The following is a 26908-nucleotide window of genomic DNA, read 5'->3' on the forward strand; positions in this document are numbered from 1 at the left end:
GAGATCAGATCGCGCGACGGCGTTGGACGATCAGGGCGGCGGCGCCCGCGAGCAGGGTTCCGAACAGGATCATGGCCCATTCCGAAAGAGTCGGGACGGCGTTCACTGCCATGACCGTGACGGTCAGGGTCGAGGCGGTCGTGCTGCCGCTTGCTTCGGGCGCAGTCGCTGCATAGCGGCCGCCGCCGACGAGCAGGATGTCCGCCTGCAAGGAACCGCGAGCACCATGGGAGTGATGCGTGTTGGCGAGGTAGGACACAGGCCCGAAGTTGTCGATCAGGGTCACGCCAGGGGCCGCGAAGGGCGCGCCGGTCAGCCGGCCGGTGGTATTGTCGCCGTTCGCGCCGCCATGCACGGGGTTGGAACCGATCTGGGCAAGGCTGGTGTAAAAGCCGCTCGTTTCGCCGTCGACCTGAGTACAGAAATACGCTTCGCCACTGACGAAGGTCCCGCTGGCGACCCCCGCCACCGAAACCGTGCCGGGTCCCGTGACGCAGCGGCTGTTGGCATCACCGGTCATCGTCTGGGTCGTCACTGCCGTCGTGTCGGCATTGATCGTCAAGGTCACGACACGCGCGCTGAAAGCCGTGCCGTTGATGGATCCGGCAGCGCCATCGACCACCATCGTATAGGTCGCCGGCGAGGCCAGCACTGGAGTCGCGGCCGCGCAGAGGCCGACGGCCAAAAGTGCCGCCAACCTGTTATTTTTTAAAGAAAACATTGATTTCCTCTTGTCCTGACCTCAGTGGCAGACAAGGCGGACCCCCGCAATGGTGAATCAATATTAACGAAATAAAATCAGGACTTGCGCGTTTTGGCCGTCTGGGTCCCCGATTGGGCGGATGGGGGCTCAGGCAGCGTGGGACTGCCCGTCGTCGATTGAAACGGGGCCGAAAATCGCGAGACATCTTCGGGCGCACAAAGCACGCTTGACGGGATCAGAGGCGATTCCCGGCGCCGACTTCACAATCCCCATGTCGCTCGAGCGTGAAACCGCGTCTGGATAAGCCGATCGTTTCGAACGGGCGGATTGAACGCGATGAAACTGAAAGCCTCCGCAGTAGAAAGTCCGATCGGGTCGCTGGCTCTGGCGGTCGATGAGACCGGGCGGCTGAGAGGAGTGTCCTTCGGCGACGGCCTTGAGCGGACAATGGCGCGCGAATACCCCGGTGTGGCGATGGAGCAGGACGAGACGCCGGCGCGGGTCGTTGCGGCCCTCGACGACTATTTCGCGGGCGATCAGGCGGCCTTGATGCGGATCGAATGGTCGCTGGACGGCTCGGTCGCCGGCGACGGGTTTCAGGCCCGGGTCTGGCGCGCCCTGTGGGAAGTCCCTGTGGGCCAGTCCATCTCCTACGGCGAGATGGCGCGGCGGGTCGGGGAGCCGGGCGCGGCCCAGGCGGCGGGGGTGGCGCTGAACCGGAATCCCATCCCGCTGGTGCTGGCCTGTCATCGGGTGGTCGGCGCGGACGGGGCCATGGTCGGGTTCGGCGGTGGGCTGGAGCGCAAGACCTGGTTGCTGCGGCACGAGGGAGCCCTGCTGATCTGACCGGTTGACGTCGTGTAACCTATAGGTGATATGTAACCCCAAGGTGACATGAACCGGAGGCGGAGATGACGGCCATGGAAGACAGGGAACTGCGCAAGGAAGCGCGGAGGCGGCGCACCAAGTTCGCAAGCGCGCTGGCGTCGATCGTGCTGGGCGCGATGATGGTGGGCGTTGGCTTTGTCGTCGGCAACGCCCGGACCGGCGACGATGCGACGGGCTGGGGCTTTCTGGCGGGCGTGGGGCTCGGTGTCGCTCTGGGCGGTGCGATCCTCGCCTGGATTCTGCGACCGGGCGCCCATGGCTGGCGGGTCGAGACCGAGCCTCTCAAGCGTGACCGGCTGCAGGCGCAGCGCGTTCGCCAGTTGTGGATATTCCCGATCGTGACCCTGATTTTCCTCATCCAGTCGACGCTGGCAGTACAGGACATCCTGGCCGGGGAGGGGTCTTTCGGCGACTTCGCGAGCGCTTCCCTGCCGGTCATCTACGCCTGGGTCGTGGCGTCGATCACCATGGGCTGGGATCACCAGACGCGCGTCAACAGGCGCTTCCTCGACGATGAACTGACCGGCGTGCTGCGCGCCCGCGCCGTCTCGGCAGCCTTTGTGGTCCTGATGCTGGGCTCCACCATCGCCTTCGTCCTGGGGCTGTGGCGGTCAGAGCTGGCGATCGCGGCCATGCCGTTCGTCCTGTCCGCCGCCGGAGCGACGGCCGGAATTCGCTTCGCCTGGCTGGACAGGGAGTTCGGCAAGGATGGGTGACGCCCGGCTGGGGTCTCGCCTCAAGGAGGTCCGCACTGCGGCCGGCCTGACCCAGGCCGAGCTGGCGGAACGGGCCGGGGTGTCGCGCAAGACGATCAACACCGTCGAGAACGGAGTCTTCGTGCCTTCGACGCTGCTAGCTCTAGAGCTGGCGCGGGCGCTGGGGACCACGGTCGAAGGGCTGTTCTTCCTCGCCGACTGACTGGCGATACGAGATCGGAAAGGCCGGAGCGCGACCCTCTCCGGCCTTTAGCTTGACTCTCTCACACAGTATGTCGCATACACTGTGTATCACACACTATGTGACGTGAAGGACAAGCCGGTGACGATCGACGCCGAACTCTTCGAAAGCATGCGGCTGGAACTGCGGCGCGGGTCGCTGGTGCTGGCGGTGCTCGCCTGTCTCCGGACCGAGCGCTACGGCTACACCCTGCGTCAGGCCCTGGCCGCCGACGGGCTGGAGATGGAGGAATCGACCCTCTATCCGCTGCTCCGCCGACTGGAGTCGCAAGGCCTGCTGCTGAGCGAATGGCGCGAGGAAGAGAAGCGGAAGAAGCGCTTCTACATCCTGTCGCCGATGGGCGTGGCGATGCTGGAACGGCTCGCCGACGAATGGCGGGGCATCAACGCCTCGCTCGACAAAATTCTCTGACATTTAAAGATCGAGGGCTTTGGCCATGGACATGGTGGAACGCTATCTGGAGGCCGTCGCGGCGCAGCTGTCGACGGAGGAGCGAGACGATATCGTCGCCGAATTGCGCGACCTGATCCTGAGCCGGGTCGAGGCCAGGGAGGAGGCGCTGGGCCGCGTCCTGACCGACGAAGAACGCGAAGGCATCCTAAAGGAGATCGGTCATCCGCTGGTCGTAGCCGCCCGGTACCGGAAGGGGCCGGATTCGCTGATCGGGCCGGAGCTGTTCCCCTACTGGCTTTACGGCGCCAAGGCGGGGCTGCTCGTTCTGCTGGCCGTCTCGGGTATCGGTCTGTTCATCCGCTTGATCGGCGGCACGGCCGATGCGGGCAAGGATATCGCCCAGTCGTTCCACGGCTTCTTCGGCTCTGGCCTGACCCTTCTGGGCGCCCTGACCCTGGCCGGGGCGATTATGGAGCACTATGCGATCCGGCCGAAATGGCTGACCGACTGGCGGGTCAAGGACCTTGGTGCGTTCGGCCTGTCCGATCCGTCCTGGTGGGGCGCGAGCGTGAAGAGCGCGGGCGACAGGATGCAATCGGACGCCCGGCCCATGTGGCGGACGCGGGCGATGCGGACCCATCGCAACCCCGGCGCGGAGGCGGCCTTCTCCTTCCTGGCCGTGGCCCTTTTCGTCCTGTGGTGGGTCGGGCTGGTGCATTTCCCCGGCCTGTCCTCGATGCGGATCGATGGTGACCTGGTCACGGTCTCGCCAGCGCCGATCTGGGGCAGCCTGTTTGCGCCGGTGCTCCTGTACGCCCTAGGTCAGATGGGGATCGATCTGTTCACCTTGATCCAGCCTCAGGCCGTGCGGATGCGGGCCGTGCTGTCGATCGTGATCACCGGCGTCGGCCTGTGGCTGACCTGGACGATCTTCCAGGCCGGCCACTGGTTCACCCTCGGCGTCGGCGCAGAACAGGCGCAGATCGCGGGCGACTGGCTGCTGCTCGACTTCGACCGCCTGCGGCAGTTTAGCGCAGGTGAGCGGGATCTGGTCGGCGTGGCCTCGACCATGTCCTTGGTCGTGACGTGGATTTTGGCGATCAGCGCCGTCAGCCTGATGTTCAAGGTGGCCGCCAACCTCTGGCGCGCGGTGCAGCCCGACGTTGCATCCAACGCCGGTCGATGAGAGGCTGCGTCGCCCACGTACGGGCCGGGAGGATGATGCGATGTGGACTGCCCTGGTGACGGCCGCGCTGATCGCGGCGACAACGACGCCTCAGGCGACGGCGCCCATCGTTCCGGCGCCCCAGACCACGCAGGAGCTGGCCGATAGCGGGATCGAGGCGAGCGGCGCCAATACGCGGGCCAGCGATCCGCCCCGTCAGGTGATCTGCCAGATGCGGCCGGTGACCGGGAGCCTGTTCAATCACCGCCGCTGCCGCACCCGCAGCCAGGCCCAGGTCGCACGCAACCAGGCGCAGGACTTTATCGAAAGGCAGCAGACCATCACCGCTGCGCCGGAAGAGACCATCCTCAGCGGCGGGCCTCGCTGATCGGTCGCACCTGACGGCGATGTCCGAAAACCGCGAGACTTCCCGACCGGGAAGCCTCATCCTCGCGGCATGGAAACAAGCGCCGGAACTCTCGATCAGGAGGCCTGCTACCGGGCCGTTCTGACGCGTGACGTGCGGTTCGACGGGCGGTTCTTCGGCTGCGTAAAGACCACGGGCATCTACTGTCGTCCGGTCTGTCCCGCGCGCACGCCCAAGCGCGAGAACATGAGTTTCGTCGTCACGGCGGCGGCGGCCGAGGAGGTGGGCTTCCGCGCCTGTCTGCGCTGCCGGCCGGAGACGGCGCCCGACATGGGGGCGTGGCGCGGCACCTCGAACACCGTCAGCCGCGCCTTGGCGCTGATCGAGGCGGGGGCGCTGGATGAGGGCGACGTCGACGCCCTGGCCGGGCGGCTGGGGGTGGGCGAGCGCCAGTTGCGGCGGCTGTTCAAACAGCACCTCGGCGCGGCCCCGGTCAGCGTGGCCCAGACGCGGCGCGTGCTGCTGGCCAAGGCCCTGATCCACGAGACCGACCTGTCGATGGCCCAGGTGGCCCACGCCTCCGGCTTCGGCTCGGTGCGGCGCTTCAACGAGACCTTCCACGCGCTCTACGGCCGCGCGCCGTCCGAGTTGCGCCGTCGGGCCGAGCGGGCCGCGAGCAGCGGGGTGAAGCTGAGTCTCTCCTGTCGCCCGCCCTATGACTGGGACGCGATGCTCGCGGCGCTGACGGCGCGCGGGGATCGGGTCGAGGGGCGGGTCTGGTCGCGTGACCTGATCAAGGACGTGGACGGCGCCGACGGCTTCGTCACCGCCACGCCGGGCAAGCCGGGTCGGCTGGAAATCTGCGTCGAGGCCTCGGACCTGAAGGCCCTGCCGGGCGTGCTGGCCCGGGTGCGGCGGGTGTTCGACCTGTCGGCGGATCCGGAGGCGATCGGGCGCGACCTGTCGGCCGATCCGGTGCTTAAGCCTCTGATCGAGGCGCGACCGGGGTTGCGGCTGCCGGGCGACTGGATCGACGCCGGTGAGGACGCGCCCAGCGACCGACTGAACGATGCGACGCTCGCGGACCGGGCGGAGCGGTGGCGGCCCTGGCGGGCCTATGCGGCGCTGCACCTGCGGATGGCGGGACTGACGGCGGCCGATCTGATGGAGATGGACGATGAAAAACGCGCAGCCTGAGACCCTGACCCTCGACCGAATCGCGACCCCGGTCGGCGAGGTTCTGCTGGTCACCGATGCGGACGGCGCTGTTCGGGCGTTGGATTTCGCCGACTATGAGGAGCGGATGACGCGGCTGCTGGGTCGCCATGCGCCGGGTGCGGCTCTGGTCTCCGGCCGTGCGCCGGAGCCGGTGCGCGGCGCGGTCGAGGCCTATTTCGCCGGCGACGCACGGAGGCTGGACGGGCTCACGGTCAAGACCGGCGGCACGGTCTTCCAGAAGGCTATCTGGGCGGCGCTGCGGGCTATCCCGGTGGGCGAGACGCGCAGCTACGGCCAGCTGGCGGCGGCCATCGGATCGCCGAAAGCGGTGCGGGCGGCCGGGTTGGCGAACGGCCAGAACCCGATCGCGGTGATCGTGCCCTGCCATCGCGTGATCGGTGCCAACGGGACCCTGACCGGCTATGCGGGCGGGCTGGAGCGGAAGAAGTGGCTGCTCGCGCACGAGGCGGCGGCGATCTTAAATGCGTTGTGCAGGGCATTTCGTCCGTTTCGTCATGACGCAAAGACCGTGACGAAACGGGACGAAACGACCAGTTGGTGTCGGGAAAACAAGGACTTGGCCGGGAAGCGTTTGTCACACGGACGAAAGTCGGCGGGTTTCCGGTCGTGATGTCAAAGACCTGACCGGGAAGTAGGGACCGGTTCGGGTCGGCGCAAGGCGGGATAAGAAAAAATTCCTGAACACTGAACGTCATCCGTTTGCCCCAGCGACGGCCGGGATGTCCGGATGGAAGATGGTCAGGCCACCCGGACTTCCTCGGGTTCAGCTTGCGGCTCAGCCGCATCCAGTGCGGCGCCGATGGCGGCGAAGAGAGTCTGGGTCGTCACCGGCTTGGCCAGATGGCCGTCGGCGCCGGCGCGGCGGCCGGCCTCGACGTGTTCGGCCATGGCGTTGGCGGTCAGCATCAGGAGCGGCGTGCGAGTCAGGCCGCGTTCGGCCTCCAGGGCGCGGATGGCGGCGGTGGCGGTCAGCCCGTCCATGACCGGCATCTGCATGTCCATCAGGATCAGGTCGAAGCCGCCGCCCGCAAAGACGTCGAGCGCTTCCTGCCCGTTCTCCACGGCGATCAGCGTCGCTCCGGTCGGGGCCAGAAGCACCTCGATGACCTTGCGGTTCGCGGGGTGATCGTCGGCCAGCAGGATGCGCAGACCCTCCGGCGAGACGTCGTCCGTCGCGCCGGCGACCGGTTCCTCGATGACGGCGGCGGGCAGGGGCAGTTCGAACCAGAAGCGCGAACCCTCGCCCGGCGTCGACTCGCAATCCAGTTCGCCGCCCATCAGTTCGGCGAGGTCGCGGGAGATGGCGAGGCCCAGCCCCGTGCCGCCGAAGCGACGGGTGATAGAACCGTCCGCCTGCTGGAAGCGGGTGAAGATGCGCGCCTTCTGTTCCGCATCGAAGCCCACGCCCGTGTCGGTTACGGTGAAGCGCACGCGGTCGTCGCCGATGGGTTCGACCCTCAGGGTCACTGAGCCGGCGCTGGTGAATTTCAGGGCGTTGGAAACGAGGTTGGCCAGGATCTGGCGCACGCGCACGACGTCGCCGACGACCATCCGCTCCAGCGCCGGGTCCAGCTCGACGACCAGGGCGACCGGGCCACCCTCGACCTTTGAGCTCCACAGGGCGGCGATGTCCTTGACTGCGTGGCCGAGGGCGAAGGGCGCAGCCTCGACCGTCACCTGACCCGCCTCGATCTTGGCGCTGTCGAGGATGTCGGAGAGGAGCCGTTCCAGGGTCACGCCCGAAGACCGGATGATCTCGACCATCTCGTGTTCGGCGTCATCGAGCTGTCGGCGGGACAGGGCGTCGGCCATGGCCACGACGCCGTTCAGGGGCGTGCGGATCTCGTGGCTCATATTGGCCAGGAACTCGGACTTGGCGAGATTGGCCTCCTCGGAGCGCTTGCGGGCCTGACGCAGGTGGCCGGTCATCCGCCACTGGCGGAACAGGAGGGCGGCGGCCGATATCAGGAACAGCACGCCGATGCCCACGATCCAGCGCTGGCTGGCGATCACGTCGGCCTGAAGCTCGGTGTTGGCGCGCGCGGTCTCCAACTGCTGGCGGCGTTCGCTCAACTGGTTCTGCATCTCGGAGGTGACCTGGCTGATGCCGGCGCTGAACCGGCGGGCGGCCAGGACCTCCTGCTGATCCGAATAGGCGCGGAGCAGTTCGAACGCCTCGCGGGAGCGGCCTTGGGCCTGCAGCAGTTCGGCCTCGACATGGATGATCTCGGAGCTGCCTTCCTCGCGAAACTCTCCGGCGGCGACGAGGCGGCGTATGGTCGAGAGGTCGCGGCGGGCGCCGGCGAGATCGCCTGTGCGGGCGCGAGCCACGGCGCGGGCGGGCAGGATTCGCGCCCGCAGGAAGGCCGCGGCGCCGAGGCTTTCGCCATAGGGGGCGAGACAGTCGAGCACGGCGGACGAGTTGCCGCGCGCGTTGGCCACGGCGGCGCAAAGGTTGGCGTCGTAGACCGACAGGCTTTCGATGTTGGCGCGGGCCGTCAGCCGGTGGTGCACGGCGAAAAGGCGCTGGGCCATCGCCTGGTCCCCGACCTGCACCGCCAGACGGGTCAGGTTGTAGACGGCGTCGAAGTCGGGACGCGGGTAGTCGTGGCGGCTGAAGTCCAGCTCGAACCGGCCGAAGGCGTCGGTGGCCCCGCGCATATCGTTCAACTGCATCAGGCCGACGCCGGTGACTTCCCACAGGCCCGCGCGGGCTGTGTCGGAGAAGGGGGCGTCGACGGGCACCTGGCTCAGGACGTCGCTAAGCCTTTTGAGGGCCTCGCCGATCTGGTCCTGATCCATCAGGGAGATTGCGTGCAGGCGAGTGGCGTGCGCCTTGACGAACCAGTCGGTCTCGGTGGCGGCGATGCGCGCCATCTCCTCGGCCGCAGAATCGTCGCCGGTGTCGTAGCGGATGGCCAGGGCGTTGAGGTGAGCGATGCCGCTGTAGCGGCGGTCGCCTTCGCGGGCCGCGGCTGTGGCGAGGCGGCCGTTCCACAGGGCGGCGCGTTCGAAATCGCCCTGGTTCATCGTCGTCCAGGTGACGTGATACAGACGGTTCAGGCCTTCGCGGCCCGGGGTGCTCATGGCTTCGAGGCCGAAAGCCTCGAGCTGCTCGAAGCTCGTGGCCTCCGAGCGGCGCTCTACGGCCTCGGCAAGTCGCACCGCGTCGCGTCGGGACGCGCCGCCGTCCTGAGCGGCCAGGGCCGGGGGCGCGGCGGCGCAACACAGGGCCAGACCGAGCCACAGGGCCTGAGCGAGGAGGGAGAAGCGGGAGAACTGCACGCCTCACCCTGACAGGGAGAGGTTGAGCAAGCTTTAGCGCCGCCGCCGGTCAGGCGCCGTCGAGGAACAGGCGGCTGGCCGGGTTGTCGGTCTCGTCGACGTAGGGATAGCCCAGATCGGCCAGCGCCGCGTTCAATGCCGGCTGCTCGGCGGGCGGCACGGAGATGCCCGCAAGCACCCGGCCGACGTCGTCGCCATGGTTGCGATAGTGGAACAGGGTCAGGGCCCAGGCCGGCTTCAGGCTGTTCAGGAAGCGCAGGAAGGCGCCGGGCCGTTCCGGGAATTCGAACCTCAGGATACGCTCGTGAGGCAGGCCCGTAGCGCGACCGCCGACCATGTGGCGGACATGCAGTTTCGCCGTCTCGTTGTCGCTCATGTCCTCGACGGAATAGCCGTCGGAACGGAGCGCGGCGATCAGGTCGTCCTTCTCGTGCGGACCTTGCTTGATGGCGACGCCGACGAAGATGTGGGCGCGGCCTTCGCCCGACCAGCGGTAGTTGAATTCGGTCACCGACCGGCCGTCGAGCGCCGACAGGAAGCGGCTGTAGACGGCGCGGTCGTCGGCCATGGCGACGGCCAGCAGGGCCTCGGTTCCCTCGCCGATCTCGGCCCGTTCGGCGATGTGACGCAGGCGATCGAAATTAACGTTGGAGCCGGAGTTGATCGCGATCAGGGCGCCGTCCCCGGCCGTCTCCGGATGGGCGGCGGCCCAGACCTTGAGGCCTGCGAGGGCGAGGGCGCCGGACGGTTCGGCCACGGCGCGGCTGTCGTCGAAGATGTCCTTGATGGCGGCGCAGATCGCGTCGTTGTCGACGGTGACGATCTCGTCCAGCAGGTCCTTGCACAGGCGGAAGGTCTCGGCCCCCGCCCGGCGCACGGCGACGCCATCGCAGAACAGGCCGACCTGATCCAGGGTTACGACCTCGCCCGCCTCGATGGCGGCCTTCATCGAGGCGGCGTCAACGGGCTCGACGCCGATCACCTTCGTGCCGGGACGCAGGAACTTCACGATGGCCGCGACGCCGGCCGCCAGGCCGCCGCCGCCGATGGGCACGAAGACGGCGGCGATGGGTTCGGAATGCTGGCGGGTGATCTCCAGCCCGACCGTGCCTTGGCCGGCGATGACGTCGGGGTCGTCGAACGGATGGATGAAGACGGCGCCGGTTTCGGCCCCACGGCGGGTCGCCTCGGCGAAGGCTTCGTCAAAGGCGTCGCCGTGCAGGACGACGTCGCCGCCGAGCGCCCTGACGGCAGCCACCTTGATGGGCGGAGTGGTCACCGGCATGACGATGGTCGCGACCGCGCCGCGTTTACGGGCCGAGAAGGCGACGCCCTGGGCATGGTTGCCGGCCGAGGCGCAGATGACGCCGTGCGCCAGCTGCTCCGGCGTCAGGGTCGCGATCTTGTTGTAGGCGCCCCGGATCTTGAACGAGAAGATCGGCTGCAGGTCCTCGCGCTTCTGCAGCACCGGCCGACCAAGCCGTACAGCGAGGCGGGGCAGCGGATCGAGCGGCGTCTCGATCGCTACGTCATAGACACGGGCGGTGAGGATGCGACGGAGAGTTTCTTGCATGAATCGGGGACGGCGAGGCAGTTCGGGGAGGAAGCGACCTCTGCCATAACAATTCGGGAAAGAAAGTCGCGCAAAATCGTCCGCCGACCTTGGGCTTCGCCGAGGTCGGCCACGCGGAATTCCGCGTGGCCCGCCCTTGCATCCCAAGCCCACAGGCCTATCTTGTCCGCACTTATGCTAATGTTGAGCATAAGGGTGAGGCGACCGAGATCGCCGAGGAGATGACGTCGATGGCGCACGCCGCCCAGCCGCTGGCCATGTCGCCGGAACTGGCCCGCGAGACCGCTCCCGTCTGGGAGAAGGTCAAGGAGTTCGTCACCCCGATGGAGTGGCCGGTTCAGGCCCAGCTGATCCACGAGATCAACCTGCTCAAGAAGGAGCGGGACGCCGTCATCCTCGCCCACAACTACATGACGCCCGACATCTTCCACGGCGTGGGCGACTACGTCGGCGACAGCCTGGGGCTGGCCAAGGAGGCCGCGAAATCGAAGGCGAAGGTGATCGTCCAGGCGGGCGTGCACTTCATGGCCGAGACGTCGAAGATACTGTCGCCCGAGAAGACCGTCCTGATCCCGGATCTGAAGGCCGGATGCTCGCTGGCCGAGGCGATCACGGGCGCGGACGTGCGTCTGATCAAGCAGAAATACCCGGGCCTGCCGGTCGTCACCTATGTGAACACCACGGCCGACGTGAAGGCCGAGACCGACATCTGCTGCACTTCCGCCAACGCCGTGCAGGTGGTGGAATGGGCGGCGAAGGAGTGGGGCGTCGACCGCGTCATCCTGATCCCCGACGAGTTCCTGGCCCGCAACGTGGCGGCGCAGACGAACGTCGGCATCATCGCCTGGAAGGGCCGCTGCATCGTCCACGAGCGCTTCACCGGCGCCGACATCGCCGAGATGCGCGAGGCCTATCCGGGCGCCCAGATCCTGGCCCACCCCGAGTGTCCCGAGGACGTCCTGGCGGCTGCCGATTTCGCCGGTTCGACGGCGGCGATGACCGACTACGTCATGGCGAAAAAGCCGAAACAGGTGGTGCTGATCACCGAATGCTCGATGGCCGCCAACATCAAGGGCGACGTGCCCGAGGTGAACTTCATCGGCCCGTGCAACATGTGCCCCTACATGAAGCGGATCACTCTGGAGAACATCCGCGACTGCCTGCGCGACATGACGTTCGAAGTGACGGTGCCGGAAGAGATGATTGCCAAGGCCGCGCTGGCGGTTCAGCGGATGATCGACCTGCCGCCGCCCGCGATCCCGGCGCGCTATGATCTGGTCAAGGCCAAGCACCACGTCGCGGTGGAGCTGATCTGATGCACTACGTGGCACCTCATTCGCGCGGGTTCGGCGGCTTCGTCGTGCTGCCCATCAAACCGAAATCCGAACCGGTTCAGGAGCCGCGCACGACCGGATGGCTGGCCAGTCTTCTCTTCAGCCCGAAGGTCGTCAGGTGACCGACGGCCCCTGGGGATCGCGCGACGGCGCTCCGCCGCCTGCGCCGGTGCAGACGACGACGGCCGTGCCGGCCTCCAGTCCGGGCGCGCCGCAGATCGACAAGGGCCAGAGCCTGCCGTGGGCCATCGGCTCCACGCTTCTGCTCGGCGGTTTCATCTGGCTGACGACAGGCAGTTGGGTCGTCGCAGTCTCCGCCCTCTTCGGCCTGTTCGTGCATGAGTACGGCCACGTCCTGGCGATGAACGCCCTCGGCATGGGACCGGCGAAAATCTACATCATCCCCTTCCTCGGCGGGCTGGCGCGCGGACAGCGCAACCCGGACAGTGAGTGGCACGGGGTGCTGGTGTCGCTGGCGGGTCCGGCGTTCGGTCTGCTGGCCGTCCTTCCGGCCGTGGGGCTCTGGTTCGCGACCGGCGACCACGAATGGATGCTGGGAGCCTTCTTTATCGCCATGATCAATCTGGTGAACCTCGCGCCCGCGCCGCCGCTGGACGGCTCCAAGGCGCTCGGCCCAGTGCTGGCCCGCATCGACCCGATGGTCGAGAAGGCGGCGCTGATCGCCATGGGCGCGCTGGCCGTGTGGTGGGGCGTGTCGACAGGGCGGTACATCCTCGCGGTCTTCCTCGCCATCGCCGTGCTCGGCTCGCTACGGCGTGGCGCGTGGCGGCCGGGCGAGAAGACCCTGACCTGGCCCGAGGCCGGCAAGTCGCTGGCCCTGTTCCTGCTGACGACCGCCCTGTGCGGAGCCGCCGCCATCGGCGTGCTCCTGCCCCTGTCGGAGGGTTCGCCCCAGGGTGCGATCGACATCGCGGCCCGTTTCATCGGGATCGGCCGATGAGCCGCATTCATCACGACGGCCCCCTGATCATCGGCGGCGGCCTGGCGGGACTGTCGGCGGCCCTGTCGGCCGCGCCGGCGCCCGTGATCGTCATCAGCCCGGCGCCCCTGCTGCAGGCCGCGTCCAGCGCCTGGGCCCAGGGCGGGGTGGCGGCGGCCCTGTCGAAGAACGACGCCCCGGCCCTTCACCTGAAGGACACGGAGGCGGCCGGGGCGGGTCTGGTCGACCACCACGCCGCCGAGGTCCTGACCGACGAGGGCAAGGGCACCGTCGAATGGTTGGCCTCGCTCGGCGCGCCTTTCGACCGGGATGCGGCGGGCGAGTTCTCCGTCAGCCTCGAGGCGGCCCATTCGATGGCGCGCGTGGCTCGGGTCGGCGGCGACGGCGCGGGCCGGGCGATCCTGTCGGCGCTGGTGGCTTCCGTCCGCGCAGCGCCGCACATCACGGTCTGGGAGGACGCCCGGCTGCGGGCCCTGATCCAGGACGAGACCGGCCGCGTGCGCGGAGCCGTGATCGAGCATCCGAGCGGCCGCATCGTCGAGGTCCTGGCGCCTGCGGTGGTTCTGGCGACCGGCGGTGCAGGCGGCCTGTTCGGTGCGACGACGACGCCGGTGGCGCTGAAGTGCGAGGGCATGGCCCTGGCCTGGGCGGCGGGGGCGGAGATCCTCGATCCGGAGTTCGTTCAGTTCCACCCCACCGCCATCGACGTCGGGCTGGACCCCATGCCGCTGGCGACCGAGGCCCTGCGGGGCGAGGGGGCGCGGCTGATCGACAGGGACGGCGTCTTCCTGCTGGGCGAGGCCGACGACGCCGACCTGAAACCGCGTGATGTCGTGGCGCGGGCGGTTCATGCGGCGCGGGCCGCCGGACGCGGCGCCTTCCTCGATGCGCGCACGGCCATCGGCGAACATTTCCCGACCGAGTTTCCGGCCGTGTTCGCGGCCTGCATGCGGGCCGGTCTGGACCCGCGCGTGACGCCGATCCCGGTGGCGGCGGCGGCCCATTATCACATGGGCGGGATCGCGGCCGATCCTGACGGGCGCACCTCGCTGGAAGGCCTCTACGCGGTCGGCGAATGCGCGGCGACGGGGGTCCACGGCGCCAACCGACTGGCGTCCAACTCCCTGCTGGAGGCCGCGGCCTTCGGGCGACGGACGGGGCGCGAGGCGGCGAGGCAGGTCGCGACCAAGGGAGCTGTCGCCGTCGGAGCGGTTATCGACGACCTGCCCGAGGCGGCCCATGCCGAGCTGCGTGCGGCGATGAGCGCCGACGCGGGCGTGGTCCGCGATGCGACGGGCCTGACGCGGCTGATCGCCCTGATCGATCGGCTGGAGGCCGCCCACGGCGCGCCCCCGGCCCTGATCGCGGCGCGGCTGATCGCCGAGGCGGCGCTGGCGCGGCATGAGAGCCGGGGCGGTCACTACCGTTCGGACTATCCCGACACAGCGGCGACGCCGGTCCACACGCGCATCCGGCGCGACATGCTGCAGACGGCGGCGGCATGAACGGACTTCCCGACACCCTGATCCTGCCCGTCATCCGCATGGCCTTGGCCGAGGATCTGGGCCGCGCCGGCGATGTCACGGCCCAGGCCTGCATCCCCGAGGGCGCACGCATGCGGGCGCGATTCGCGGCGAGGAAGCCGGGCGTGCTGGCGGGCATAGACTGCGTCCGGCTGACGGTGCTGGAGATGGATCCGCAGGCCTCCATCGATCTGAAGCTGAAGGACGGCGAGGCCTTCGAGGCGGGCGCGGTCCTGGCCGAGGTCGAGGCCGACGCCCGCGCCTTCCTGTCGGCGGAGCGGACGGCGCTGAACCTTCTGGGCAGGATGTGCGGCATCGCCACCCTGACCCGGACCTATGTCGAGGCGGTCGTCGGCACGAACGCGCGGATTGCGGATACGAGGAAGACCACGCCCGGCCTGCGCGCGCTGGAGAAGCACGCCGTGCGATGCGGCGGCGGGGTCAATCACCGCTTCGGTCTGGATGACGCCATCCTGATCAAGGACAACCACGTGGTCGTCTGCGGCGGCGTCGTCGAAGCCGTGACGGCGGCGCGGGCCCAGGCGGGGCATCTGATGAAGATCGAGCTTGAGGTCGATGGCCTCGCCCAGTTCGATCAGGCGCTGACGATGGTGGCGGAAGGGCAAGGACCCGACGTCATCATGCTCGACAACTTCGACAACGCCGAACTGGCCGAGGCGGTGAAACGCAGGGGAGGCCAGAGGGTGGTTCTCGAGGCGTCCGGCGGGGTCAATCTGACGACCGTGCGGGGCATCGCCGGGACCGGCGTGGACGTCATTTCCGTGGGCGCCCTGACGCACTCGGCCCCGGTGCTGGACATCGGGCTGGACGCTTTCTGAGGAACGAGCCGGACGGAAGGGTTTTCTTGTTCAGATCAGAAGGAGATTCCCATGGCCACGGCCCCGAAGATTCCCAAGGAACAACGGAGCTTCGCCGACCACGGCGCGCTCAGCCTTTCTGACGCCGCGGACTCGGATCGGCGCGATCACATGACCGGCGTTCAGTCGCACCAGCCCGGCGACGGCGACGTCAATCTCAATGAGCAGGGACGGTTCGGGAACCTGAGCCAGAACCTGACTGCGATCCGCAACGTGCAGGAGCGCTGAGGCGGTCCGTCAGACCTGAGGTGCGCTGACGGAGGCGGAGTCTGCGCTCGCCGGCACGGCCGGAGCCGAGACGGGCGTCACGAGAGGTGCGAGCGCGACGGCCGGGGCGGGAACGGGAGCCTCGGCCGAAGCCGCAGGAGCGGGGTTTCCACCGCTGATGTTTTCCTGAGCCAGAAGCGCCGTGTAGGCGATGGCCTGTCCGGCCTGACGGACCGTCTCGGACGGGTCGATACCGGCATAGACGGTGCGCTGGATGTCCGACCCCGTCGACCCGCGCGCGGCATAGCTGAAGGCGTTCGACGAACCGGCGCGTCCACCGAAACGATAGAAGATGTGGCTGCCGACCTGGCTGACACGCAACAGGCTGTTGCGCCACGACGGCGAGACGCCCGTCGTGTGGAAGAAGGTGGCGTTGCCGACGCCCGCATAGACGGCGCCCGACAGGGCGGCCGAGGCGACCGTGCGGGCCCGGTTCCAGGCGGAACGATTGACCGGCCCGCGCATCGAGCCGTCGCAGGTGAAGCTGAACTGGCAGCCGACGCGGCGGCCCGAACCCTGGAAGACGACGCCGCAGACACTGCGCGGGAAGGCGGGGTGGCGGGCGCGGTTCAGGACGACCTGGACCACGGCGCGCATGCCGTCCGAACCTTCGCCTCGCGCCTCGTAATAGGCGGCCTGGGTCAGGCATTCGAGATCGCGCGAGGCGTCGAGCGCGTTGCTGATGTGGAAGGGACGGGCGGCGGCAGAGATGTCGGTCAGGCTGGCGCGGCGAAGGTCGGATCGGGCATTGTCCGGACGCAGCTGTTCCAGACGCGCGGTCAGCAGTTCGGCCTGGCGATCGCGCTGGGCGCCGCCGGCGACGGTATAGGGATCATGACGGCGGGCGATGGCCAGGGCGCTGGCGTCCAGACCGCCCGCGGCGGCGGCGAGCGCCTCCTCGGTGAAACCGGCGGCGGTGGCGCCTTCCAGCCGTTCGGCCTGGGCGCGGACGGTCGTCGCACGCGCGACGGTCCCTCCCAGATAGGCGCAGCCGATTCCCAACCCCACGAGCGCGCCAAACGCCGCCGCCGCCTGCACGGGCCTTATCCTGGCCGCACGGTCGGCATGCGAAGTCGCACGCTGTTGCGAGGGTTGAAACAAAGGCGTCGTCCTATTCAACAGGGCGGAAAGGTCGCCCCCGGGTCGTCTGCAGAACCGGGCGACATAAGAGGTCGCGGGCCGGTTTGCGAATCGGAGGTCGGTGAACGCCTGACCGCCGAAGGATGGGCCTTAAGCCACCCGTTTATGTCCTCAATGTGGTTGATTCGCAATATGTCGCTGCAGCGCAGCAATTGTGGCCGACGTTCAGGTCTGGAAGAGATGAGTCGCGCCTGCATCGTGCAGACGCCGGTGGGTTTGAGGACGAATGCCGTATCGGTTTGCACAAGCGAAACTTAACTGGCGGTCGATGCCCGCGAGACATGCTCTTCCTTCTTGCTTTTATTGTATTCGTCCCCTGCCAGATCCGGAATTCATCTCTGATGAAGGGCTCTCAGGGAACGAGAGCCGCGTGGCGGCGTTGAAGCGTGACCTTACCCATATCAGGATCCATCCCATGCGCCGTCCCCTGTCCACGACCGCCGCCGTCGCCGTCCTCGCCCTGGGTGCGACCGCCCTCTCGGCCTGTGGCCACACCACGGAACAGCGCGCAGCGACCGGCGCTATCGCCGGGGCCGTGGTCGCCGGCCCGGTGGGCGCGGCAGTCGGCGGCGCGGCCGGCGCCGCCCGCCCGCACTGACCCGCACGCCCGGCGTCAGAGGCTATGGGGCCAGTTCGGAGATCGCTGCGCGGGTGCGTCCCGGCGACGACGGTTCGCCGAAGAACGGCCGCGTTCGCCGATTAAAAGGCACGCACGCTTGATTTGCGGCTCCGTTTCGGCTTTGCCGACGCCCGGACGCCGTTGCGATCCCCGCCCTCGTCACATCCGGCGCAGGGCCCATCCACCGAAGGACGACCGACCGACCGCATGAGAGATCTGAAACAGACCGGCTTCAACGACCGCATCAGCACTCAGCAGGAGGCCAAGAAGGCCCTGCTGGCCAAGTTCAAGCCCAAGGCCGCCGCGCCCGATCCCGAGTTCGACAAGCTGGCCGAAAAGCGCGCGGCCGATAAGGAGGCCATTCGCCTCCAGCACGAGGCCGCCAAGGCCGAGGAACGCCGCATCAAGGCCGAGCGCGACGAGGCTCGGCGCGCAGCCGAACGCGAAACCGAGGAGGCCATCGAGGCCGAGAAGCGCGCAAACCGCAAAGAGCGGAAGCAGCTCACCAAGGAAGAACAGAAGGCCGCTCGCGACGCCAAGTACGCCGCTCGCAAGGCGCGCAAGTAGGCCGCAGGCCTTCGCGCTTTCAACGAGATCATTCAGCCCGTCGCGATGCCGCGGCGGGCCGAAGTCTTTATGGGGCGGCCGGCGCCAGGATGTCGCCCAGCGCCTCACGCAACTGTTCGCCGGAGTAGGGCTTGCGCAGGAACGGCCACGGCGCGTCGGTCAGGGCCAGATCGACATCGTCGCCTGCATAGCCCGACGTCAGCATGACCGACATCTGCGGCCAGCGTTCGGCGCAGATCCGTGCCAGTTCGACGCCGGTCATTCCGCCCGGCATCACGATGTCGCTCAGCATGACGTCGAAGTGGCGTTGCTGCAGGATAGCCAGCGCCTGGGCCGCGGTCTCTGCCGTCTCGACCTGCAGACCCATGCCCCGGAGCTGTTCCATCGCGATGGCGGCGACGCCTGTGTCATCCTCGACCAGCAGCAAGGTCTGGCCCGCCTTCACAGCCCCGGGCACGCGGCGAGGGCCGGCCTCCTGGGGATCGTCGTCGGCCAGGGCGGGCGGCAGGTAGACACGGATTTCCGTGCCCTCGCCGACCGTGGACGTGATCTTCACTCCGCCGCCGCTCTGGCGAGCGAAACCATAGACCTGGCTTAGACCCAGGCCGGTGCCCTTGCCGACCGCCTTGGTGGTGAAGAAGGGCTCGAACACCCGCCGCATGGTCTCGGCGTTCATCCCCGAACCCGTGTCTGAAACCGTGACGCAGACATAGTCGCCGGGGGCCAGTTCGACGACGTCGCCGGCCTCGACCTCGCAGGCCTGGGTCTGGACGGTGATCCCTGCGCCTTCCGTCTGGCCCCGCTCGGCGACGGCGTCGCGGGCGTTGACGATGAGGTTCAGCAGGGCCGCCTCGAACTGGGCCGGATCGACGATGACGCGAGCGCCGCCGCGACGAAGCTTCAGCTTGTAGATGACGGCCTCTCCGACCGCGCGACGCAACAGGGGGTCGCTCTCGCGGATCAGGGCGTTGATGTCGACAGCCTCGGGCCGCAGGGCCTGACGCCTTGAGAAGGCGAGAAGCTGGTGCGTCAGACGCTCACCGCGTCGCGCGGCCGACAGGGCGGCTTCGCCCAGCTTTTGGCGACGCGCGGCGTCGTCCGGCGACTTCAGGATCAGATCCAGGGCGCCGATGACCACGGTCAGCAGGTTGTTGAAGTCGTGCGCCACGCCGCCGGTCAGTCGTCCGACCGCCTCCATCCGCTGAGCGTGCATCAGGTCCGCCTCGGCCTTGGCCTTTTCCGCCAGGGCATCGCCGACGCGGTCTTCCAGCAGTTCGTTGATCCGTTTCAGGTCGTGTTCGACCCGACGGGCGTCGGTGACATCGAACGCCACGCCGACGAAGCCGATGACCTCGCTTCCGGGGCCGAAACGCGGCCGCGAGAACGACTTCAGCCACCGGTACTCGCCGCTGTTGTGAAGGTATCGGGCTTCCAGGGAGAACGGCAGACCCGTGGCCTCGCCGGCGACGGACTCGGCGACAATACGGGCCTGATCGTCGGGATGGACGACGGTGCGCCAGTCGGCCAACCGGGTCTCTTCGTAGGTCCCGCCGTAGTATTCGACGTAGGCCTGATTGACGAAGGCGCGGGTGCGATCCTGCTGCGTGACCCAGATCAGGACGGGGGCCGTGTCCGCGATGTCGCGGAATCGGGCCTCGCTCTCCAGCACCTCGGCCTGGGCCCGGGTGCGCTCGACCTCGGACCAGGCGCGGTCGGCGACATTCTCGATCAGGCTGATTTCGGCGCTGGTCCAGACGCGTGGCTTGACGCTGTTGACATGCAGGAAGGCGCGCAGCAACCCCGAGCGAACCAGCGGCACGGTGACGAACGCCGCGACCTGGACCGCCTCGAAACCCGCCGTGGCCGCGGAGGTCCGGGCATCCCGCGCGACGTCGTCGACCACGATCGTCCTGCCTTCCGCCAGCTCGCGATCCACCTCGCCGCCGAAGTTCCGGATTCGATGGGCGCCCTGCAGGCTGCCGACCCCTTCGGTCCAGTCCCGCGCCATTTCGAAGACTTCGTGGTTCTGGCGCAGCTCTCCGTGACCGACACGGTTCACGCCCAGCATGCGTCCCAGGACGCTCTGGACATGATCCATGATCGCCTCGGGATCGTTCAGCTCGCGGACGCCGTCGGACAGCTCCAGCAGGAAACGCTGGCGGCGTTCCTGCTGGGCAAGGGCGTCCAGCGCCTCGCGGGTCGTGGTGACGTCGAACGACAGTCCGACATAGCCCTGGAACACCCCGTCGCCATCGAACCGGGGGTTCACCGACACCCGCATCCAGCGCCAGACATCGTCGTGGCGCAAGAACCGGCACTCGAAGGCATAGGGCAGGAAGCGGGATCGCGCCTCAGCCTGGGTGGCGTTGACGTCGGCGAGATCGTCAGGATGGATCGAGGCCTTCCAGGCATGACCCATGAAGGTCTCGCCGGGCTTGCCGTAGAACTCCACCAGGGCGGCGTTGACGAACTCGACCTCGCCCTCGGCATTGGTCAGCCAGACCGGAGAGGGCGCGGTGTCGGCCATCAGGCGGAAGCGGGTCTCGCTCTCGCGCAGCGCTGCTTCGGCCGCCTTGGCGTCGGTAATGTCGACGGTCACGGCGATATAGCCGGACTGGTTCCCGTCCTCGTCGCGCAGGGCGCGCAGGCTGGTCAGGGCCCAGACGATCGAGCCATCGGGCCGGATGTAGCGCTTCTCGACCTGACCGCCCTCGCTATCGCCGGCGAGCACGCGGCCCAGAAGGTCGATCGTGGGCTGGACATCGTCGGGGTGGCTGACGTCCCGGGTCGTGATGCCGAGAACGGACTCAGGAGAATGGCCGAGAAGCTCGGCGAAGCGGGCGTTGGCGCTGACCACGGCGCCCTCCATGCTGACCCGGGCGATGCCGGCTGAAGCCTGATCCACCATGGCGGTCAGTTCGGCTTCGTTGCGCCGCAGCGCGTCCTGGGAGCTCTCCAGCGCGGCGACTGTCTCGCCCAGCCGGGTCAGGCTCTTGCGCAGGGAAGAGGCGACGATGGTGACGAACCCGCCGACGACGAGGAAGCTCACGGTCGAGACCCGACCCGTCGGCGTGATGATCCCGACACCCAGGGCGCCGGAATCCGCGATCAGCCAGGTGCCGAGCAGGGACGCGACCGTCGCCACGAATCCCGCTGTCCGCCCGCCCATGAGCGCGGCCAGGATGATGCCGGGAAACAGGATCGTGGACCCGGCGATGCCGCTGTAGACGCCTGACAGCGCCGCCCGCAGCAACAGAGACCCCGCCGTCCACGCCAGGCCGATCAGCACCGTCCGCCACAGGGGTTGCGGGCGCACGGTCGCAAGGCGCGCCAGCAGCGCGTCCGTCCCCTTGATGCCGCCTCGGAACGCGGATGCGCTCAATCAAACCCCCGGTTCGCGCGTTTGCGCGAAAAACGGCAACGCTTTCCAACGCCTTGCGTTCCCTGCCCCGGCAAGCCTTGTCCCGACGGGGTTTCAGGCCTTGGCGAGGGCGGCTGGAACGCCTACCTGCCCCAACGATTAGAGACTGCCGCCAAAGGAGCAAGCATGACCGCAACGATCCACACCGGCCTGACGAAGGCCGAACGCAGCGCAGTGGCGCAGGAGCTGTCCAAGGTGCTGGCGGACAGCTTCGCCGTCTATATGAAGACCCACGGCTACCACTGGAACGTCCGGGGGCCCGAGTTCTTCACCCTTCACAACCTGCTGGAACAGCAATACCGCGACATCTGGGCGGCGCTGGACGAGATCGCGGAGCGAATCCGCGCGCTGGGAGAGTTCGCGCCCCAGGCGCATTCCGCCTTCGCCAACCTGACGTCCATCAAGGACGGCGATCCCGACCAGGACGCCCCGGCCATGCTGACCGAGCTCATGAAGGATCATGAGACCCTGATCGCCACCTGCCGCGCCGCGCTCAAGGCGGCCGACGACGATGGCGACGACGTCTCGGTCGATCTCCTGACCCAGCGTCTCGGCGCGCACGAGAAGTTCGCGTGGATGCTGCGTTCGACCCTCGGCGGTCGCTGAACCAGCGGTAACCCACCGGCCCGAAAAGCGCCGTGATGCGGGACGATAGAGCCCGCCTCCCGGTGTTTCAGCGCCGCAGTCCCGGATCCCCATGCCGCTTCCGTCCCTCAGCTCCGTCGACTGGACCCGGGTAAAGACCCTGGCCCGTCGCTATGCCGCCGCGGCTCCGGCGGCGGTGGCGGCGCTCGGCGTTGCGATGGCGGCGTCCTCGACGGTGCGTCCGGCCGGCGATCGCACGGCCGAGGCCGTGGCCCGCATCACCCAGGGCGACCTCTCCGCGCGCGGCCTCGCCGCTCTGAGCGCGCGGATGGATCCGGCCCAGCTGGCCCTGGCGATCCGCTTCGACCCGAATGAGCGACGCGCGACCCTTCTGGGACTCACGCCCGGCTGGGAAAGCCTGACCCTCGCGGGACGGCCGACGCTGGAGCTCGGCGTGAACGGCCTGGACGCCCAGAAGCGCAACGCGGCCATGCCCGCCGCCGTGGGCGCGCTTCGCCCGGCCGTGCCCTTCGCGTTCAACGCCGCGACCACGGCCGACCGGGCCCGCGCCCTGCGCTGCCTCACCCAGGGTGTCTATTACGAGGCGGCGCTCGAAAGCACCGAGGGCCAGGAAGCCGTGGCCCAGGTGATCCTCAACCGCGTGCGCGATCCCAACTATCCGAACACCGTCTGCGGCGTCGTCTTCGAAGGCGCCGAACGGACCACCGGCTGCCAGTTCAGCTTCACCTGCGACGGCGCCCTGGCCCAGGCGCCGGTCGGCTGGGCCTGGGACCGGGCCCGCATCGTCGCAGAGCGCGCCCTGTCCGGCCACGTCGCGACCAAGGTGGGGACTGCGACCCACTATCATGCCGACTACGTCCACCCCTGGTGGTCGCCCACGCTGGCCAAGATCACCCAGATCGGGGCCCACATCTTTTATCGCTGGAAGGGGCTGGCCGGCGAGACGGCCTCGTTCAAACAGACCTATGCGGGGCGCGAGCCGGTCATCGACGAGGCGCGCTTCTCGCGTCCGCGTCTGATCGTCGCTTCGGCGGACACCACCGAGGTCGGCGCCGACGACGCCACCGTTCTGGCGGAAGGCGGGATGAACCTGCGTACGGTCGAGATCGATGGCCAGACCCGGGTCGTCGGCGTCGCAAGCCTCGGCGGCCGCCGTCAGGCCACGGCGGCCGACATCGCCGCGATCAACGCCCGTCTTCAGGCGTTCGAGGCCCCGCCGCTGACGATGCCTGCGCCGGCCGCTGCGCCGCCTCCGGCCGGCGTCACTACCATGGACGTGGAAGAGGTCGGTCGCCCCGCGAACTAGGTCTGGTGTCGATCACAGGGTGCAACGCCCGGGCTTATCAGGCATTCAGACTTCGACCGGGCGTATGGCCCCGCTTGGAATGATCTCTTGGACGCCGACCCGCACTGGACCGAAGCCAATCGCCTCGCCGCCCTGCATGCTTACGGCGTGATGCATACAGCGCCGGAGGCGGGGTTCGACGATGTCGTCGCCCTGGCCGCCAGCATCTGCGAGACTCCGACCGCCCTCATCAGCCTTGTCGACAGCGATATCCAGTGGTTCAAGGCCCGCGTCGGTCTGGACGCCTGCGAGACCGGCCGCGATGTGTCGTTCTGCGACCACGCCATGCGCGAGCACGACGTCATGGTCGTGCCGGACGCGACCCTCGATCCCCGCTTTGCCGCCAACGGGCTGGTTACCGGCGCGCCGCATATTCGCTTCTACGCAGGGGCTCCGCTGGTCTCCGCCGACGGCTTCCCGGTCGGGTCGCTCTGCGTCATCGACTACAAGCCCCGGCCGGAAGGCCTGACCCCGCTGCAGGCGCGTACCCTGACGGTGCTGGCTGCTCAGGTCGTGAACCAGCTGGAACTCAGGAGGGCGGTAGCCCAAGGCAGGCTGGACGACGCCAACCTCACGAACGCCGGGGCCGCGTTGGCCGACAGCGAGGCCAAGTTCCGGGCCATCGCCGATTCCATGCCGCAGATGGTCTGGTCGACCCTGCCGGACGGTTTCCACGATTACTACAACGCCCGCTGGTACGAGTTCACCGGCGTGCCCGCCGGCTCGACCGACGGCGAAGGCTGGAACGGCATGTTCCACCCGGAAGACCAGGCGCGCGCCTGGGAAGTCTGGAGCCATTCGTTGGCGACCGGCGACCCCTACGAGATCGAATACCGCCTACGCCGCGCCGATGGCGTCTACCGCTGGACGCTGGGCCGGGCCACGCCGATCCGCAACGAGGCCGGCGAGATCACCCGCTGGTTCGGCACCTGCACCGACATCGAGGACCTCAAGCGGTCCGAAGAGGGCAAGGACCTGCTCAGCCAGGAACTGAGCCACCGGATCAAGAACATCTTCGCCGTGATCTCGTCCCTGATCGCCCTGTCGGCCCGCGAGCATCCGGAGGCCAAGGCGTTCGCCGGCTCGGTGCGCGACCGGATCAACGCCCTGGCCCGCGCCCACGAGTTCGTCCGGCCCCACTCCGAGGTGTCGCAGCCGCTGATCGGGGATACGACCCTGCACACCTTCCTGAGCGCCCTGTTCAAGCCCTATGTCGATGCGGGCGGCCAGTCGCGCGTCCTGATCGAGGGCGAGGACGCGACGTTCGACGACCAGGCCGCCACCTCCGTCGCCCTGCTGTTCCATGAACTGGCGACCAACGCCGCCAAGTATGGCGCCCTGTCCGTCCCGGGCGGCCGAGTCCTGTTGCGCACGCGCAACGAAGGCGACCGATTTATTCTGACGTGGACCGAGCAGGGCGGTCCCGCCATCGCCGGAAAGCCCGCCCGGCAAGGGTTTGGCACGGCCCTGTCCACCCTGTCAGTCCAGGGTCAACTGGGCGGAAAGCTGGAACGAAGATGGGAGCCGGGGGGTTTGGTCCTCAAGGCGGACCTCCCCGCCACGGCGCTTTCACGGCGCCGCGCCGCACTGAAAAGAAATGAACCGGACGAACGCCCCCGCGTTCCGTGAGTCCGATAACTGGCATAACAAGGCTATGACTGCGCGTATCCTGATCATCGAAGACGAGGCTCTCGTGGCCATGGAACTCCGCTTCGTGCTGGAGGATCTTGGACATGAGGTCATCGCCACGGCGGCGGATGCGAAGAGCGCCCGGTCGATCGCGTCCGAGAACGACATCGATCTGGCCCTCGTCGACATTCATCTGTCCGACGGGCCGACCGGTATCGATCTGGGTCGCGAACTGGGTCAGCAGAGGGGCGTGACCGTCCTGTTCATGACTGCAAACCCCGGCATGGTCCGCGAGGGCGTCGCCGGCACGATCGGCGTCCTGTCGAAGCCGACCGATGAGCGCGCCGTTCAAACAGCGGTGGATTACGCCCTTCGTCGGCGTCAGGGGCGACCGGTCGAATACGCTCCGCCGGAGCTTCAGATCTTCGCTTGAGCCCCACGACCGATACATTTTCAAAACCGGCTCCTGACCGCCCCGGGCGTCTGATCCAGCTCGTTTACCGAAGCCTTAGCTGCAACGGCGCCGAAAGCGTTCTTCAGATGTCCGACATCCTGTATCAGGCCCGGACCGGCAACGCCCGCGACGGCATCACGGGCGTCCTGACCGCCGTCGACGGTCATTTCGTGCAGGTCATCGAGGGCGCCGAGATCGTCATCGACCGATTGCTGGACAGGCTGGAACGCGACACCCGACATACCGACCTGACGATCATCGAGCGCCGTGTGGCGACGGTGCGCCTGTTCGGCGACTGGGATATGGTCAGTCCGCGACTGGCGGCGAGCGAGTTGTCCTTGCTGGCCCTGTTGATCAACGACGCCGACGCCGGGGTCGCGGACTTCGCCGCCGTGTTGGGTCGCGCGGTGGCGCAGCAAGAGGCCGTGCTGGAGGGGCGACGCTCTTCCCGCGATGCCGGCCCTGTTCCGGAAAACATCGCCACGCTCTCGTCCAGCCCACGCGCCTGAGCCGCCTTGTTGGCGGCCCGCTCGTCCTGACCAGGGATCACCAGACTCCAATCTTCTCCGCCTCGTGGTGGCTGATCGGATGGTGCGCCTTGGCGTGGTCTTCCTCGGCAAGGAAACGCACCGCCTCCAGTGCAGCCATGCACCCCATTCCGGCGGCCGTGACGGCCTGACGGTAGACGTCGTCGGTGACGTCGCCGGCGGCGTAGCAGCCCTCGACATTGGTCGCTGTCGTGCCGGGCTTCACCACAAGATATCCGCCCTGTTTGGTCTCCAGCTGGCCCTGGAACAGTTCCGACGACGGGGCATGGCCGATGGCGATGAAGACGCCGTCCGCCTGGACCTCCTGTGTCGATCCTGTCTGGGCATGCTTCAGTCGAACGCCGGTGACGTTGGAGGCGATGCCGTCCGACTGGCCGAGGATCTCGTCGACGGCGTGGTTCCAGATGACCTCGACCTTCGGATTGGCGAACAGCCGGTCCTGCAGAATCTTCTCGGCGCGGAACTCGTCCTTCCGATGCACGACCGTAACCTTGGCCGCGAAATTGGTCAGGAACAGCGCCTCCTCCACGGCGGTGTTCCCGCCGCCGACGACGATGACGTTCTTGCCGCGATAGAAGAAGCCGTCGCAGGTTGCGCAGGCGGAGACGCCGAAGCCCTGGTATTTCTGCTCGCTCTCTAGCCCCAGCCATTTGGCCTGGGCGCCGGTGGAGATGATGACCGTCTCGGCCAGCAGTTCGGTCCCCGAATCCAGCTTCAGCCGGAACGGCCGCTGGGACAGGTCGCAGGAGACCACGATGTCCTCGATCACCTCCGTACCGACATGCAGGGCCTGGGCCTTCATCTGCTCCATCAGCCAGGGCCCCTGGATGGTCTCGGCGAAGCCCGGATAGTTCTCCACATCGGTGGTGATGGTCAGCTGGCCGCCCGGCTGGATGCCGGCGATGACCGCCGGGTTCAGGTTGGCGCGCGCCGCATAGATCGCGGCAGTCCAGCCGGCGGGGCCGGAGCCGATGATGGCGACACGGATCGTTCTCGGAGTGCTCATGAGTGCTATCTAGTCGCTGATTCCGCCCGGCGCGACGCCG

At 68.1% G+C, this 26908-nt stretch carries 27 protein-coding genes; 21 read left to right on the forward strand and 6 right to left on the reverse strand.

Annotated features, from left to right (window positions below; translation table 11 throughout):
* Positions 1-4: 4 nt before the first annotated feature.
* Positions 5-697, reverse strand: coding sequence for an IPTL-CTERM sorting domain-containing protein (locus ACQY68_RS04290; protein ID WP_428151819.1), 693 nt, complete (start codon positions 695-697; stop codon positions 5-7).
* A gap of 342 nt (positions 698-1039) precedes the next feature.
* On the opposite strand from ACQY68_RS04290, the gene ACQY68_RS04295 reads away from it, so the two are divergent.
* The 8 genes from ACQY68_RS04295 to ACQY68_RS04330 all read left to right on the forward strand — a co-directional run bounded on the left by ACQY68_RS04295 (position 1040) and on the right by ACQY68_RS04330 (position 6322).
* The gene (locus ACQY68_RS04295; protein ID WP_428151820.1) at positions 1040-1549 is read left to right on the forward strand and encodes a methylated-DNA--[protein]-cysteine S-methyltransferase; all 510 of its coding nucleotides are present in this window, start codon (positions 1040-1042) and stop codon (positions 1547-1549) included.
* 74 nt (positions 1550-1623) lie between these two features.
* Positions 1624-2307: a hypothetical protein gene (locus ACQY68_RS04300; protein ID WP_428151821.1), complete on the forward strand. Its 684-nt coding sequence runs from the start codon at positions 1624-1626 to the stop codon at positions 2305-2307.
* Positions 2300-2509, forward strand: coding sequence for a helix-turn-helix transcriptional regulator (locus ACQY68_RS04305; protein ID WP_428151822.1), 210 nt, complete (start codon positions 2300-2302; stop codon positions 2507-2509). Before ACQY68_RS04300 ends, ACQY68_RS04305 begins: the two co-directional genes overlap by 8 nt.
* A gap of 150 nt (positions 2510-2659) precedes the next feature.
* Positions 2660-2959 carry a PadR family transcriptional regulator gene (locus ACQY68_RS04310; RefSeq protein WP_428152586.1) on the forward strand — a complete coding sequence of 100 codons (300 nt, stop codon included), beginning with the start codon at positions 2660-2662 and terminating at the stop codon, positions 2957-2959.
* Between the two features lie 25 nt (positions 2960-2984).
* Positions 2985-4127 (forward strand): hypothetical protein, encoded by a 1143-nt coding sequence (locus tag ACQY68_RS04315; protein ID WP_428151823.1) that lies wholly within the window; start codon positions 2985-2987, stop codon positions 4125-4127.
* 40 nt (positions 4128-4167) lie between these two features.
* On the forward strand, positions 4168-4494 hold the full coding sequence (locus tag ACQY68_RS04320) for a hypothetical protein (RefSeq protein ID WP_428151824.1): 327 nt from the start codon (positions 4168-4170) through the stop codon (positions 4492-4494).
* Between the two features lie 69 nt (positions 4495-4563).
* The gene (locus ACQY68_RS04325) at positions 4564-5670 is read left to right on the forward strand and encodes an Ada metal-binding domain-containing protein (protein ID WP_428151825.1); all 1107 of its coding nucleotides are present in this window, start codon (positions 4564-4566) and stop codon (positions 5668-5670) included.
* Positions 5651-6322, forward strand: a complete 672-nt coding sequence (locus ACQY68_RS04330; RefSeq protein WP_428151826.1) for a methylated-DNA--[protein]-cysteine S-methyltransferase — start codon at positions 5651-5653, stop codon at positions 6320-6322. Before ACQY68_RS04325 ends, ACQY68_RS04330 begins: the two co-directional genes overlap by 20 nt.
* 128 nt (positions 6323-6450) lie before the next feature.
* Here the strand turns inward: ACQY68_RS04330 and ACQY68_RS04335 are convergent, their stop codons facing one another.
* Together ACQY68_RS04335 and ilvA are read right to left on the reverse strand one after the other, a co-directional pair.
* On the reverse strand, positions 6451-8997 hold the full coding sequence (locus ACQY68_RS04335; RefSeq protein ID WP_428151827.1) for an ATP-binding protein: 2547 nt from the start codon (positions 8995-8997) through the stop codon (positions 6451-6453).
* Between the two features lie 49 nt (positions 8998-9046).
* Complete coding sequence (gene ilvA, locus ACQY68_RS04340) at positions 9047-10570, reverse strand: threonine ammonia-lyase, biosynthetic (RefSeq protein WP_428151828.1); 1524 nt, start codon at positions 10568-10570, stop codon at positions 9047-9049.
* Positions 10571-10791: 221 nt separating this feature from the next.
* Here ilvA and nadA point away from each other — a divergent pair, with 221 nt between their 5' ends.
* From nadA to ACQY68_RS04370, 6 genes are read left to right on the forward strand one after another with little or no spacing between them, the layout of a single operon-like run.
* Entirely contained in the window at positions 10792-11886 is a 1095-nt protein-coding gene (gene nadA, locus ACQY68_RS04345) for a quinolinate synthase NadA (protein WP_428151829.1), read from the forward strand.
* On the forward strand, positions 11886-12026 hold the full coding sequence (locus ACQY68_RS04350) for a hypothetical protein (RefSeq protein ID WP_428151830.1): 141 nt from the start codon (positions 11886-11888) through the stop codon (positions 12024-12026). Before nadA ends, ACQY68_RS04350 begins: the two co-directional genes overlap by 1 nt.
* Positions 12023-12865, forward strand: a complete 843-nt coding sequence (locus tag ACQY68_RS04355; RefSeq protein WP_428151831.1) for a metalloprotease — start codon at positions 12023-12025, stop codon at positions 12863-12865. The genes ACQY68_RS04350 and ACQY68_RS04355 overlap by 4 nt, the downstream gene beginning before the upstream one ends.
* Positions 12862-14370, forward strand: coding sequence for an L-aspartate oxidase (locus tag ACQY68_RS04360; RefSeq protein ID WP_428151832.1), 1509 nt, complete (start codon positions 12862-12864; stop codon positions 14368-14370). The genes ACQY68_RS04355 and ACQY68_RS04360 overlap by 4 nt, the downstream gene beginning before the upstream one ends.
* Positions 14367-15227 carry a carboxylating nicotinate-nucleotide diphosphorylase gene (gene nadC / locus ACQY68_RS04365; protein ID WP_428151833.1) on the forward strand — a complete coding sequence of 287 codons (861 nt, stop codon included), beginning with the start codon at positions 14367-14369 and terminating at the stop codon, positions 15225-15227. The genes ACQY68_RS04360 and nadC overlap by 4 nt, the downstream gene beginning before the upstream one ends.
* 51 nt (positions 15228-15278) lie before the next feature.
* A complete protein-coding gene (locus ACQY68_RS04370) occupies positions 15279-15494 on the forward strand; it encodes a hypothetical protein (RefSeq protein ID WP_428151834.1) in 216 nt (71 codons plus the stop codon).
* A gap of 9 nt (positions 15495-15503) precedes the next feature.
* Here the strand turns inward: ACQY68_RS04370 and ACQY68_RS04375 are convergent, their stop codons facing one another.
* Positions 15504-16571, reverse strand: a complete 1068-nt coding sequence (locus ACQY68_RS04375) for a cell wall hydrolase (RefSeq protein ID WP_428151835.1) — start codon at positions 16569-16571, stop codon at positions 15504-15506.
* A gap of 517 nt (positions 16572-17088) precedes the next feature.
* Between ACQY68_RS04375 and ACQY68_RS04380 the strand changes: the two genes are divergently transcribed.
* Positions 17089-17271 (forward strand): hypothetical protein, encoded by a 183-nt coding sequence (locus tag ACQY68_RS04380; protein ID WP_428151836.1) that lies wholly within the window; start codon positions 17089-17091, stop codon positions 17269-17271.
* Positions 17272-17499: 228 nt separating this feature from the next.
* Positions 17500-17859, forward strand: a complete 360-nt coding sequence (locus ACQY68_RS04385; RefSeq protein WP_428151837.1) for a DUF6481 family protein — start codon at positions 17500-17502, stop codon at positions 17857-17859.
* A 67-nt stretch (positions 17860-17926) separates the two neighbouring features.
* Here ACQY68_RS04385 and ACQY68_RS04390 read toward each other — a convergent pair whose 3' ends face one another.
* Positions 17927-21241, reverse strand: a complete 3315-nt coding sequence (locus tag ACQY68_RS04390) for a PAS domain S-box protein (RefSeq protein ID WP_428151838.1) — start codon at positions 21239-21241, stop codon at positions 17927-17929.
* Between the two features lie 165 nt (positions 21242-21406).
* On the opposite strand from ACQY68_RS04390, the gene ACQY68_RS04395 reads away from it, so the two are divergent.
* The 5 genes from ACQY68_RS04395 (at position 21407) to ACQY68_RS04415 (ending at position 25823) form a co-directional block, all read left to right on the forward strand.
* The gene (locus ACQY68_RS04395) at positions 21407-21886 is read left to right on the forward strand and encodes a Dps family protein (RefSeq protein ID WP_428151839.1); all 480 of its coding nucleotides are present in this window, start codon (positions 21407-21409) and stop codon (positions 21884-21886) included.
* A gap of 91 nt (positions 21887-21977) precedes the next feature.
* Positions 21978-23192, forward strand: coding sequence for a cell wall hydrolase (locus ACQY68_RS04400; RefSeq protein WP_428151840.1), 1215 nt, complete (start codon positions 21978-21980; stop codon positions 23190-23192).
* Positions 23193-23279: 87 nt separating this feature from the next.
* Entirely contained in the window at positions 23280-24860 is a 1581-nt protein-coding gene (locus ACQY68_RS04405; protein WP_428151841.1) for a sensor histidine kinase, read from the forward strand.
* Positions 24861-24885: 25 nt separating this feature from the next.
* The gene (locus ACQY68_RS04410) at positions 24886-25293 is read left to right on the forward strand and encodes a response regulator (protein WP_428151842.1); all 408 of its coding nucleotides are present in this window, start codon (positions 24886-24888) and stop codon (positions 25291-25293) included.
* On the forward strand, positions 25290-25823 hold the full coding sequence (locus tag ACQY68_RS04415) for a BLUF domain-containing protein (protein ID WP_428151843.1): 534 nt from the start codon (positions 25290-25292) through the stop codon (positions 25821-25823). The genes ACQY68_RS04410 and ACQY68_RS04415 overlap by 4 nt, the downstream gene beginning before the upstream one ends.
* Before the next feature lie 37 nt (positions 25824-25860).
* Here ACQY68_RS04415 and trxB read toward each other — a convergent pair whose 3' ends face one another.
* On the reverse strand, positions 25861-26868 hold the full coding sequence (trxB, locus tag ACQY68_RS04420) for a thioredoxin-disulfide reductase (RefSeq protein WP_428151844.1): 1008 nt from the start codon (positions 26866-26868) through the stop codon (positions 25861-25863).
* Positions 26869-26908: the final 40 nt, after the last annotated feature.

It is taken from the genome of Brevundimonas sp., assembly GCF_965278935.1.
Lineage (GTDB): Bacteria > Pseudomonadota > Alphaproteobacteria > Caulobacterales > Caulobacteraceae > Brevundimonas.

Bases quoted from the DNA above. Each gene is read 5' to 3' on its own strand.
- ACQY68_RS04295 (WP_428151820.1), top strand. From the start codon at position 1,040: ATGAAACTGAAAGCCTCCGCAGTAGAAAGTCCGATCGGGTCGCTGGCT.
- ACQY68_RS04300 (WP_428151821.1), top strand. From the start codon at position 1,624: ATGGAAGACAGGGAACTGCGCAAGGAAGCGCGGAGGCGGCGCACCAAG.
- ACQY68_RS04305 (WP_428151822.1), top strand. From the start codon at position 2,300: ATGGGTGACGCCCGGCTGGGGTCTCGCCTCAAGGAGGTCCGCACTGCG.
- ACQY68_RS04310 (WP_428152586.1), top strand. From the start codon at position 2,660: ATGCGGCTGGAACTGCGGCGCGGGTCGCTGGTGCTGGCGGTGCTCGCC.
- ACQY68_RS04315 (WP_428151823.1), top strand. From the start codon at position 2,985: ATGGACATGGTGGAACGCTATCTGGAGGCCGTCGCGGCGCAGCTGTCG.
- ACQY68_RS04320 (WP_428151824.1), top strand. From the start codon at position 4,168: ATGTGGACTGCCCTGGTGACGGCCGCGCTGATCGCGGCGACAACGACG.
- ACQY68_RS04325 (WP_428151825.1), top strand. From the start codon at position 4,564: ATGGAAACAAGCGCCGGAACTCTCGATCAGGAGGCCTGCTACCGGGCC.
- ACQY68_RS04330 (WP_428151826.1), top strand. From the start codon at position 5,651: ATGAAAAACGCGCAGCCTGAGACCCTGACCCTCGACCGAATCGCGACC.
- ilvA (WP_428151828.1), bottom strand. From the start codon at position 10,570: ATGCAAGAAACTCTCCGTCGCATCCTCACCGCCCGTGTCTATGACGTA.
- nadA (WP_428151829.1), top strand. From the start codon at position 10,792: ATGACGTCGATGGCGCACGCCGCCCAGCCGCTGGCCATGTCGCCGGAA.
- ACQY68_RS04350 (WP_428151830.1), top strand. From the start codon at position 11,886: ATGCACTACGTGGCACCTCATTCGCGCGGGTTCGGCGGCTTCGTCGTG.
- ACQY68_RS04360 (WP_428151832.1), top strand. From the start codon at position 12,862: ATGAGCCGCATTCATCACGACGGCCCCCTGATCATCGGCGGCGGCCTG.
- nadC (WP_428151833.1), top strand. From the start codon at position 14,367: ATGAACGGACTTCCCGACACCCTGATCCTGCCCGTCATCCGCATGGCC.
- ACQY68_RS04370 (WP_428151834.1), top strand. From the start codon at position 15,279: ATGGCCACGGCCCCGAAGATTCCCAAGGAACAACGGAGCTTCGCCGAC.
- ACQY68_RS04380 (WP_428151836.1), top strand. From the start codon at position 17,089: ATGCGCCGTCCCCTGTCCACGACCGCCGCCGTCGCCGTCCTCGCCCTG.
- ACQY68_RS04385 (WP_428151837.1), top strand. From the start codon at position 17,500: ATGAGAGATCTGAAACAGACCGGCTTCAACGACCGCATCAGCACTCAG.
- ACQY68_RS04395 (WP_428151839.1), top strand. From the start codon at position 21,407: ATGACCGCAACGATCCACACCGGCCTGACGAAGGCCGAACGCAGCGCA.
- ACQY68_RS04400 (WP_428151840.1), top strand. From the start codon at position 21,978: ATGCCGCTTCCGTCCCTCAGCTCCGTCGACTGGACCCGGGTAAAGACC.
- ACQY68_RS04410 (WP_428151842.1), top strand. From the start codon at position 24,886: ATGACTGCGCGTATCCTGATCATCGAAGACGAGGCTCTCGTGGCCATG.
- trxB (WP_428151844.1), bottom strand. From the start codon at position 26,868: ATGAGCACTCCGAGAACGATCCGTGTCGCCATCATCGGCTCCGGCCCC.